Source organism: Thermoflexus sp. (genome assembly GCF_042408815.1).
Lineage (GTDB): Bacteria > Chloroflexota > Anaerolineae > Thermoflexales > Thermoflexaceae > Thermoflexus.
This window is the reverse complement of the sequence record NZ_JBHOQR010000033.1, coordinates 1-9773: the sequence shown is the minus strand read 5'-3', so window position 1 is coordinate 9773 and position 9773 is coordinate 1. Positions and strand designations below refer to the sequence as shown.

Below are 9773 nucleotides of genomic sequence, written 5' to 3'. Positions count from 1 at the left end.
GCCGCTAACAGTAACACCGCCAATATCCCATTGTAAGGGATACACACGCCCCCGCCGGGAACGGGGATCGGGCCCTCGACGCAGCGCATCCAGTATCGTCTTCATCCTCCCACCTCCTCGCTCCACTGGTAGGCGCTCCCTCTATTCTACGTCGCCTGCTCCCGACATTAGAACTTTGAAAAGCCCTAGAGGGGCATCCCCACACTTGACAAGTTTTGCTTAATACCTAATATAATATGGTAGGAAGGGAGGGACAGATGGCGAGTTTCGGAGAGATGGATGCCGACGCCAGGGCGCGAGAGCACTCGGTAGCGATGGAGCTCTGGCAGGCTCTGGACGGGGTTCTGGACCCGGAGCTAGATCAATCTATTGTCCAGCTTGGGTTCGTTGAGGCAGTGACGGTAGAAAACTCCTGTGTGTGGGTGACCCTTCGTTTACCCACTTTCTGGTGTGCCCCCAACTTCGTGTTCATGATGGTGGAAGATATCCAGCGTGCTCTTCTCCAGGTTGAAGGCATTCAGGCCGTTCGAATCCGATTGCTGGATCACTTTGCCTCAGAAGCCATCGAGTCTGCTGTCCAGAATAGGCGCTCCTTTCAAGAAGCTTTCCCCGGAGAGGTTGCGGGATCCCTGGATGAGCTCCGTGCGTTCTTCCGGCGCAAAAGTTATCTGGGCCGTCAGTTCGCGCTCCTGAACGCTCTCCGCGCTGCTGGTTTCTCACCGCCAGAGATCTGTGCCTTGCGCCTTGCTGATTTATCTGAATCCGGCGGAACGTGGCATGTCCGCCGAGCCGATGGCGTGTGGGTGCCGATTGAGCCCGGGGAAGCGATTCGGCGTTATCTGGAGCGGCGGCGGGAATTGGGCCTCGATATGCGCTCCGATGCTCCCCTCATGCTGGATGCTGATGGCCATCCTATCCCTCTCGAATCCTTCCATAACTATTTCCGTCGAAGTCGAGCTGCTCTCCTGAATTTCAAATCCAATGCTTTTCTCTGCCAGGCTCTACTGGCCAGTCGGAAAGGAGGTGCCCCATGATCCAGGTCGATGGACAGGAGATTTTCGTGATCGATGGCCACATCCATTTCTGGGATGGAAGCCCAGAGAACTGGCGGAACAAATATGGGGAAGGCTGGATGCTTTGCTTTTACGATTATCACAAGTCTCTCAGCCCTGCGGATTATGTCTGGCCCTTCGATAAATATTGCAAATACGACGAGGAAACTTTGATCCGGGATCTCTTTCTTGAAGGCTATGTGGATATGGGGATCTTCAACTCCACCTATCTTACCGAGTTCTTCAAGAACGGATTCAATACCCATATCCAGAACAATGTCTTGAAGCAGAAGTATCCGGATCGCTTCATCCTTTGCGGCACCTTTGACCCCCGCTGGGGAGAGAAGGGCCTGGATGAATTCCGGCGGATGGTGGAGGAATATCCCATTCAGGGCCTGAAGCTCTATACAGCGGAGTGGCGGGGGGAGTCCCGTGGATGGCGACTGACGGATCCCATGGCTTACCGTTATCTGGAGCTCTGCCGCGAGCTGGGGATCCGCAATATCCATGTCCATAAAGGCCCTACGATCTATCCGCTGAATAAGGACGCCTTCGATGTGCATGATGTGGATCAAGCGGCCTCTGACTTCCCCGATTTGAATTTCATTGTGGAGCATTGTGGCCTGCCGCGCCTTGATGACTTCTGCTGGATCGCGACGCAGGACAAGAACGTCTACGCTGGCCTGGCGGTGGCCATCGCCTTTATCCACTCCCGACCGCGGTATTTCGCGGAGATCATGGCTAATCTCCTCTACTGGCTGGGACCCGATCGCATCCTCTTCGGCAGCGATTATGCCCTCTGGTCGCCGCGCTGGATCATTGAGCGGTTCATCTCCTTCGAGCTGCCGCCGGACATCAAGGAGGAATACGGCGTTGATCTGACACTGGAGACCAAACGCAAGATCCTGGGGGAGAACGCAGCGCGGCTCTACGGGATCGACATCGCTGCCCAGCGGGAGAAGCTCCAGCGCGATCCAATTGGCCAGCGGCTGGCCGCGAAGGCCACATGAGAATTGTGCAATAGGCTCTGGAGGTGGAAAGGCCGCCGAAAACGGTCTTTCCGCCTCCAGGCGTATGCAGTGGCCAAGTCTTTGCCTATGTTTAAGTTTATCCTCTCCTCTGGAGGTCAGCCATGAAAGCGGCCCGCCTCTATCAGTATGACCCGCATCTGAATGTCCAGCTGCAAATTGAGGAGGTTCCGGAGCCGAAGATCACTGCCCCGGACGAGGTCATTGTGCGCATTGGGGCGGCTGGCCTCTGCCGCACTGATTTGCACATTATTGAGGGCGTGTGGCGGAATATCCTAGATCCGGACGGGAAGTTGCTTCCTTACATTCCTGGCCATGAGAACGCCGGCTGGGTGGAGGAGGTGGGGAGCGCGGTGACCTCGGTGAAGCCGGGGGATGCCGTGATTTGTCATCCTCTTCGAACCTGCGGGGTGTGTCTGGCGTGCCGTCAGGGGGAGGATATGTATTGCGAGCGGGGTGTCTTCCCTGGCCTGAATGCTAACGGAGGGTTCGCCGAATATCTGGTGACGAACGAGCGGGCCCTGGTTAAACTTCCCGATGGTGTGGCCCCTGCCGATGTGGCCCCACTGGCCGATGCGGGCCTCACTGCCTATCGGGCCGCCAAGCGGGCGGCGAAATTGCTCCCTCCGGGAACCTTCTGTGTGATCATCGGGATCGGCGGCTTGGGCCACATTGCCCTCCAGGCTCTCCGCGCCCTTTCCAGCGCCCGCATTATCGCTGTAGACATCACTGCGTCCGCCCGTCGCCTGGCCCAGGAGCTTGGGGCGGATGAAGTCCTCCCTGGCGGCCCGGACCTCGTGGCGGAGGTCCGCGAGCGGACAAAGGGGGGTGCTCATGTGGTTCTGGATTTCGTTGGAGAGGCGGGGGTGGAGCAGCAAGGCTGGCAGATGCTTCGCAGGGGAGGAACCCATTTCATCATCGGTTACGGAGGGAAGCTCGAGGTCCCCACGGTGCAGATGATTTTCAATGAGATCACGATCGCTGGGAGCCTGGTCGGGAACTATATGGAGCTGGTGGAATTGATGGATCTCAATGCCCGGGGTCTGGTGAAGGTTCACAGCCGGCAGTATCGGCTGGATCAGATCAACCAGGCCATTGACGATTTCAAGAACCGCCGCTACATCGGCCGCGCTGTGATCATCCCATGATCAGGAGGCTCCCATGTTTCCCGCGCCCTTTGAATATGCCGCCCCCTCGACCTTGGATCAGGCTATCCGCCTCCTCCAGCAATACGGCCCAGATGCCCGTCTCCTAGCTGGCGGGCAAAGCCTGATCCCGATGATGCGATTCCGGCTGGCTAGCCCAAAGGTCCTCATCGACCTCAATCGTATCCCCGGCCTGGACTTCCTGGAGGAGGATGGTGGGGTTCTGCGTATCGGTGCCATGGTGCGTCATCGCGCGATGGAGTCCGCCTCGCTCATCCAGCAGCGTTATCCCCTCCTGGCGGATACGGCGCGAGTCCTCGCTGATCCCATTGTGCGTAACTGGGGCACAGTCGGAGGTTCCATCGCCCACGCGGATCCAGCAGGGGATTGGGGGGCGGCTCTTCTAGCAGCGAAGGCGGAGGTGGTGATCACCGGCCCCAAGGGCCGGCGGATGGGCCAGCGCACTGTACCGCTGGAGGAGTTCTTCCTCGGACCCTTTATGACCGCTCTGCAGCCTGGTGAGGTCATAACGGAGATCCGGGTGCCCGCTCCCGGGCCGCGGGAGGCCGGGGCTTACCTCAAGATCGAACGCAAGGTAGGCGACTTCGCCGTGGTCGCAGTGGGAGTCCAGATTGCCCTGGATGCAGATGGAGTGTGTCGGAAGGCTGGCATTGGACTGTGCGCGGTGGGACCCACCTCCCTGCGCGCGCGGGAGGCGGAGGAATGGCTGATTGGCAAGCGCCTGGACGAAGGTGTGATTGCCCGGGCGGGGGAGCTAGCGGCCAAGGCCTCCCAGCCCACCAGCGACACCCGTGGGCCCGCCGAATACAAGCGGGATATGGTACGCGTCCTGACCGTCCGGGCTCTCCGGAAGGCTCTGGAGCGTATTCCGATGATGTGATCTGGACTGGGGGGGATGTTGTTGCGGATCTGGAAAGCCCGGCCGTATTCGCTGATCCCCCCTGAAAGGAGGCAATCATGCCGGCTCGCAAGGGAAAGCGTGCGACAGCGGCACCCCGCCGTACGGCTGTCCGTAAGGCCATGGAGGCTATCCAGCCCGCGGCTCGGCAACGAATCCGAGTAACGGTCAATGGCCGTCCATACGAGGCCGATGTGGAAGCCCGCATGCTCCTGGTGTATTTCCTTCGGGACACCCTGGGGCTTACAGGGACCCACGTGGGTTGCGATACGACCAGCTGTGGGGCATGCACCGTCCTTCTGAACGGGAAGGCCGTCAAAAGCTGCACAGTGTTCGCTGTCCAAGCCGACGGGGCAGAGATTCTGACGGTGGAAGGCCTGGCCAAAGATGGCGAGCTGCATCCTCTGCAGAAAGCGTTCTGGGAGTATCACGGCCTCCAGTGCGGGTTCTGCACACCCGGGATGCTGATGACCGCTTATGCCTTCCTCATGGAGAATCCCCATCCCAGCGAGGAGGAGATCCGGGCTGCGATCTCTGGCAATCTGTGCCGTTGCACCGGGTATATGAACATCGTGAAGGCCATTCAGCACGCCGCGCAGGAGATGGCTGTCCGCTGAACGGGATCCTGTTCGCTCAGGAGGCTGACATGGCGACTACCGGGCAAACCCATGTTGCGCTGGGCCATCCGGTCCGGCGAAAGGAAGATCTCCGCTTCATTCAGGGCCGCGGCCGCTATCTGGATGATATCGTCCTGCCCCGTATGGCCTACATAGCCATGGTACGCAGCCCTTATGCCCATGCCCGCATCCGGTCTATCCGCACCGACGCTGCGAAAGCGATCCCCGGAGTGCTGGCCGTGATCACCGGGGAGGATCTGGAGGAGCTGGGCCTCGCCTGGATGCCCACCCTGGCGGGGGATAAACAGATGGTCCTGGCGGTAGGCAAGGTGCTCTTCCAATATCAGGAGGTCGCTGCGGTGGTGGCAGAGTCCCGAGAGGCGGCGGTAGATGGGGCCCAGGCTGTGGAAGTGGATTATGAGCCCCTCCCGGTGGTGGTGGATCCCTTCAAAGCCCTGGAACCAGACGCGCCGATCCTGCGTGAGGATCGGGAGAAAAAAACCAACCATATCTGGCACTGGGAAGTAGGGGATCGCGAGGCCACCGAGGAAGCCCTGCGTCGATCAGAGGTAGTGATCCGCGAGCATATCAAATTCCAGCGGGTGCATCCCGCTCCCCTGGAACCATGCGGATGCATTGCGGACTTCGACCGGGTCACTGGTCGATTGACCCTGTATGTGACCTCCCAGGCTCCCCACGCTTATCGGACGTTACTGGCCCTGGTGACCAAGTTGCCGGAGCATATGATTCGGGTGATCTCCCCAGACATCGGCGGGGGGTTCGGCAACAAGGTGGCCGTCTACCCGGGTTATGTATGCGCTATTGTGGCCTCCATGATGCTGGGGCGCCCGGTGAAGTGGGTGGAGACGCGCACGGAGAACCTGACCTCCACCTCCTTCGCCAGGGATTACCATATGACAGTCGAGCTGGGAGCGACCCGCGAGGGGAAAGTGACGGCCCTGCGCGTGAAAACCCTGGCTGACCACGGCGCCTTCGACGCTTCTGCGAACCCCAGCCGCTTCCCCGCCGGGCTGTTCAGCATCTGCACCGGGTCCTATGATTTCCCAGTAGCCTTCGCGGAGGTGGACGCGGTCTACACCAATAAGGCTCCTGGTGGGATCTCCTATCGCTGCTCGTTCCGGGTGACCGAGGCCTCCTATCTGATCGAGCGGGCGATGGATATCCTGGCCGATGAGCTGGGGATGGATCCGGCGGAGTTGCGACGGCGGAACTTCATCCCTCCGGAGAAGTTCCCCTATCGCTCGGCGCTGGGGTGGACCTATGACAGCGGCAATTACGTGGCGGCCCTGGATCGCGCGTTGGAGCTGATCGGCTATTCGGAGCTCCGGCGCGAGCAGGAGGAGCGGCGGCGGCGGGGCGAGCTGATGGGCATCGGCATTTCCTCTTACACAGAGATTGTTGGGGCGGGGCCGAGCCATACCTTCGACATCGCTGGCCTGAAGATGTTCGATAGCTGTGAGATCCGCGTCCATCCTACGGGCAAGATCCTGGCCCGCTTCGGCACCCGCCACCAGGGGCAGGGCCACGAGACCACGTATGCCCAGATCGTCGCCCATGAACTCGGTGTCTCTGTGGAGGATGTGCTGGTGGAGGAAGGGGACACCGACACCGCCCCCTATGGCCTGGGCACTTATGCTAGCCGCAGCACCCCCACCGCAGGGGCGGCCGCGGCCATGTGCGCCCGCCGCATCCGCGAGAAAGCCCGCAAGATCGCCGCGCATTTGCTGGAGGCGGCTGAAGACGATGTGGTATGGGAGGAAGGCCGCTTCATGGTCCGTGGCGTCCCCGGGAAGTTTGTGACCTTCCCCCAGGTGGCCTTCGCTGCCTACACCAATCCACCTCCGGGGATGGAGCCCGGGCTGGAGGCGGTTTATTACTACGATCCTCCAAACCTCACATTCCCCTTTGGCACCTACGTATGTGTGGTGGACATCGATAAGGGGACCGGACAGGTGAAGGTCCGCCGGTTCGTGGGGGTCGACGATTGCGGGACGGTGATTAATCCTATGATCGTGGAGGGGCAGATCCATGGCGGCCTGACCGAGGGCTTCGCAATCGCCTTCATGCAAGAGATCACCTACGACGAAAATGGCAACTGCCTCTCCTCGAACTTCACCGAATATCTCATCCCCACAGCGATGGAGACGCCGCGCTGGGAGCTGGACCGCACGGTGACGCCGTCCCCGCACCACCCGTTGGGGGCGAAGGGGGTAGGCGAGTCTGCCAATGTGGGCTCCCCAGCGGCCTTTGTGAACGCCGTTGTGGATGCTCTCTCTCACCTGGGAGTGCGTCACATCGATATGCCTATCACCCCATGGAAGATCTGGAAGATCCTGCGAGAACATGGGATCACGGAATAAGTGAAAAAGCTCTCCGAGTTGATGCTCCATCGGGAGGGCTTCAGGGGCAGGATGGAATGCCGAAGGTGCCCCGCTCAACTCTTTCATATGGCTCAAAGAGCCGCTGGGAGGAGAGGAGCCGATCCCGCTTCCTCGGTTTGAGCTTAACTGTGTAATTCCTAAACGCGAGGCTCTATATGGGCTGGCGTCTGAGTGGCGGAATTCGGCTGGACGAATTGATCCGGGATCTGGAGGCACGGGGAGAGGCTTTCGCGATCGCCACGGTAGTGCGGCGGCAGCCTCCGGTGTCAGCGCGAGTGGGAGATCGGGCGGTGATCACGGCGGATGGCCAGATCTATGGATGGGTAGGCGGCGGCTGCGCCCATGATCTGATCCTCCGGGAGGCCCGGACAGTGCTGGCGAGCCGTCGTCCGCGCCTCCTCCGTATCACGTCAGAGGCTGTCGATGAGAATTTAGAGGAAGAGGCTCGCTCGGTAGCGACAATGGCCTGTCCCAGCCGAGGGGAACTGGAGATCTTCCTGGAGCCGTGGGTCCGTGAACCGCAGTTGCTGATTTTCGGGGAAACCCCCCTGGCTCGCACGCTGGCGCTGTTCGGCCAGGCTCTGGGGTATGAAGTCACGCAGGTGATCCGTGGGGGAGCCTCCCGGGAGGCCCCAGGGGGGATCCAGATCGCCTATCTGGGAGCGATACCGGCTTTCTCTTCCCGGGATGAGCTCTACGTCGTGGTGGCTTCTATGGGTCATTACGATGAGGAAGCGCTGGCGGCTGCTTTGCGCACCCCCGCTTGCTATATCGGCTTGGTGGCCAGCCGCCGTCGGGCTCAGGCGGTTCTCGAGCTCCTGCGGCAGTCTGGATGGTCCGAAGCGGATTTGGGGCGAATTCGGGCCCCTGCGGGCCTGGACCTCGGGGCAGTGACCCAGGAGGAGATCGCCCTTGCGGTGGTAGCGGAGATCACGCAGGAGCGACGGCGGGCGATGGCAGAACGAATGGTTTCGTTGGAATCGACCTCTCCGCGGGCCCGCGATCCGGTCTGCGGGATGGAAGTGGAAGTGGCGACAGCCCGCTATCACGCGGAATGGGGGGAGCAACGGTTCTATTTCTGTTGCGCTCATTGCTGGCAGGCGTTCCTCAAGGATCCTGCCCGCTACGCGCCAGCGGTTGCTCAGCCATAATGGAGGCAGTGAACAGACTGCGGTTGCCTGCTCCTTCTCTTGTCTTTGCACAGGGAGCATGACAGCCATGGGCGATGTGAGAGGGATCATCCTGGCGGCAGGTCGCTCCCGCCGGCTCGGTCAGCCGAAGCATTTGCTCCATGGGATGGATAGACCGTGCTGGAGCATATCCTTCCCGGCTGGAGGTCCCTGGGGGCGACCCCGGTGAAGGTGCCAGAAGGGGCGCAGGCCTGCGCGGTCTCGATCCGGATCGGGCTGCAGGCCACGCGGGAGGCAGAGGCTCTCATATTCTTCTAGGGGATCAGCCAACTCTCCCATTGTCAGCAGCGCTGGTCATACTGGATGGCGGAAGCGCGGATGGCCCCTTCAGGTGATCTGTTATCGAGAAGGGCAGGGGCATCCCGTTCTGATCACCCGGGCTCTGTTTGAGGCCCTGGAAGAGCGGACCGGGGGAAAAGGTCCTCTGGGAGAGGATTAGTGGACGCTCTGGGCAGAGGCCGGGTTACCACTCGTAGATTGCGGTTAGCAATGTCACCGGTGATCGAACATGAGCCCCGCCGAGCGTTAGTGTTCTCATCCCTCCATCCCTACCCGATAAGCTCCTCATACAGGCGCTCAGCAGTGCGGTAAGTCTGCTCCTGGGCCCGGTGGGTTGGGACGTGGGCGGCCAGATAGCGGGCGGCGGCGATCAGCGCCCAGTCCCCCAGAGGGGTTCCGCGCCAGGTCGGGAACTGACGGAAGGCGGCTTCCATCATCTGGATGGTATGGTCGGGATCTCCCACGGCGGAGCCCTCCTCGGGGAGAGGGGCCAGTGGGATGTTCAGGAAGTGATCCAGATAGACACCCATCGCCACGTCGAAAACTCCACGCAGGAGGGCGCGAGATGGGAACCGGTGCATCGCTTGATGAACGGCGCTGGCGAAACTGAAAGTGTGCAGCGCAGTGTCCCAGTCGCTGAACTCGTTGTTCATAATGTGCCTCCTGTCGGCAGGTCGAAGCGGGCGTGATGCCAGTGGCAGGTGAGCAGGCCCTCGCGGAGAGTTCCCCGATGGAGAGGGAAACCTATATGCGGGCACGGGTTGTTGATTGCGTAGATGCAATCTCCCTCAGCGAACAGGGCGATCGTGCGACGGCCGGCTCGGATCACCATGGTTCCCACGGCCTAAATGTCTGAAACCCGGGCCACCCGGAGCCAGGCCCCGGATGCTGTATTCATCCCTATCCTCCGGCGTGTTGGTATTGACGATCCCATCTCATCCGCAAAGCGCGGCTACACGCTTTTCGTTTCTGAAGGAACTGCTCCACTTGGACTCCCTACGTCCAGTTCTCCAGCACTGCTTTCACCTTGCTCATGAAGGCGTCCGCCTGGGCGCCGTCGATGATACGATGGTCGAAGGTCAGGGTGAGGTAGACCATGGGGCGAATGGCCAGCACATCCCCCTGGGGGGTCTCCAGAACG

10 protein-coding genes and 1 pseudogene are annotated in these 9773 nt (G+C 60.9%); 8 read left to right on the top strand and 3 right to left on the bottom strand.

Going from position 1 to position 9773, the window contains the following annotated elements:
* Positions 1-257: 257 nt before the first annotated feature.
* From ACFMO3_RS11165 to ACFMO3_RS11130, 8 genes are all read left to right on the top strand, one after another.
* Entirely contained in the window at positions 258-1034 is a 777-nt protein-coding gene (locus ACFMO3_RS11165; protein WP_376790484.1) for an iron-sulfur cluster assembly protein, read from the top strand.
* Positions 1031-2062 (top strand): amidohydrolase family protein, encoded by a 1032-nt coding sequence (locus tag ACFMO3_RS11160; RefSeq protein ID WP_376790483.1) that lies wholly within the window; start codon positions 1031-1033, stop codon positions 2060-2062. The genes ACFMO3_RS11165 and ACFMO3_RS11160 overlap by 4 nt, the downstream gene beginning before the upstream one ends.
* 122 nt (positions 2063-2184) lie before the next feature.
* On the top strand, positions 2185-3228 hold the full coding sequence (locus ACFMO3_RS11155; RefSeq protein ID WP_376790482.1) for an NAD(P)-dependent alcohol dehydrogenase: 1044 nt from the start codon (positions 2185-2187) through the stop codon (positions 3226-3228).
* 13 nt (positions 3229-3241) lie between these two features.
* Positions 3242-4126: an FAD binding domain-containing protein gene (locus tag ACFMO3_RS11150; RefSeq protein ID WP_376790481.1), complete on the top strand. Its 885-nt coding sequence runs from the start codon at positions 3242-3244 to the stop codon at positions 4124-4126.
* A gap of 140 nt (positions 4127-4266) precedes the next feature.
* Positions 4267-4761: a (2Fe-2S)-binding protein gene (locus tag ACFMO3_RS11145; protein ID WP_376790486.1), complete on the top strand. Its 495-nt coding sequence runs from the start codon at positions 4267-4269 to the stop codon at positions 4759-4761.
* Between the two features lie 29 nt (positions 4762-4790).
* Positions 4791-7142 (top strand): aerobic carbon-monoxide dehydrogenase large subunit, encoded by a 2352-nt coding sequence (locus tag ACFMO3_RS11140; RefSeq protein ID WP_376790480.1) that lies wholly within the window; start codon positions 4791-4793, stop codon positions 7140-7142.
* Positions 7143-7318: 176 nt separating this feature from the next.
* Entirely contained in the window at positions 7319-8314 is a 996-nt protein-coding gene (locus ACFMO3_RS11135; RefSeq protein WP_376790479.1) for an XdhC family protein, read from the top strand.
* 156 nt (positions 8315-8470) lie between these two features.
* Positions 8471-8611, top strand: a complete 141-nt coding sequence (locus ACFMO3_RS11130; RefSeq protein WP_376790478.1) for a hypothetical protein — start codon at positions 8471-8473, stop codon at positions 8609-8611.
* A 290-nt stretch (positions 8612-8901) separates the two neighbouring features.
* Here the strand turns inward: ACFMO3_RS11130 and ACFMO3_RS11125 are convergent, their stop codons facing one another.
* The 3 genes and pseudogenes from ACFMO3_RS11125 to ACFMO3_RS11115 form a co-directional block, all read right to left on the bottom strand.
* On the bottom strand, positions 8902-9285 hold the full coding sequence (locus ACFMO3_RS11125; protein ID WP_376790477.1) for a hypothetical protein: 384 nt from the start codon (positions 9283-9285) through the stop codon (positions 8902-8904).
* 2 nt (positions 9286-9287) lie between these two features.
* A pseudogene (locus ACFMO3_RS11120) lies at positions 9288-9464 on the bottom strand (Rieske (2Fe-2S) protein); the annotation flags it as partial.
* 164 nt (positions 9465-9628) lie between these two features.
* The gene (locus ACFMO3_RS11115) at positions 9629-9748 is read right to left on the bottom strand and encodes a 2-oxo acid dehydrogenase subunit E2 (RefSeq protein WP_376790485.1); all 120 of its coding nucleotides are present in this window, start codon (positions 9746-9748) and stop codon (positions 9629-9631) included.
* Positions 9749-9773 lie beyond the last annotated feature (25 nt).